The organism is Anaerotignum faecicola (genome assembly GCA_024460105.1).
GTDB lineage: Bacteria > Bacillota > Clostridia > Lachnospirales > Anaerotignaceae > JANFXS01.
The window spans coordinates 1-384 of the sequence record JANFXS010000610.1 but is presented as its reverse complement, the minus strand read 5'-3'; the positions used below and the strand labels follow the sequence as shown (position 1 = coordinate 384).

Annotated in this window: 1 protein-coding gene; it reads right to left on the bottom strand. The window is 41.9% G+C overall.

What is annotated here, in order from left to right; translation table 11 throughout:
- The coding region (locus NE664_15625; GenBank protein ID MCQ4728063.1) for a hypothetical protein at positions 1-352 on the bottom strand (352 nt) is incomplete at its 3' end.
- Between the last annotated feature and the right edge of the window lie 32 nt (positions 353-384).

Genomic DNA, 384 nt, shown 5'->3' with positions numbered 1-384 from the left:
CAAAGTTGTAATATTTATCTCCGGCTAACTGTTCTTTCGTATCGGTCACTTTTATTCCATCTGCATTGACATAACACAGGATGTTTCCATTCTCATCATGGATGAAGGAATTGACGATCAGCTCGATACGGCCATCGGCATCGGAGTTGTAATACTTCTCTCCAAGCGGATGCTCTCTTAATCCGGTTAATTTATCTCCATTCTCATCCACATAATACAGGTTATTGCCATTCGTATCATGGATAAAAGAATTGGTGATCAGAGTGACCCTGCCGTCTTCAGAAAAACTGTAATATTTGTCTTCAATCGGATATTCTGCCTCACCGGTCACTTTCTCTCCGGCGTCATCCACATAGTACAGATTGTTCCCATCTCCATCATGGA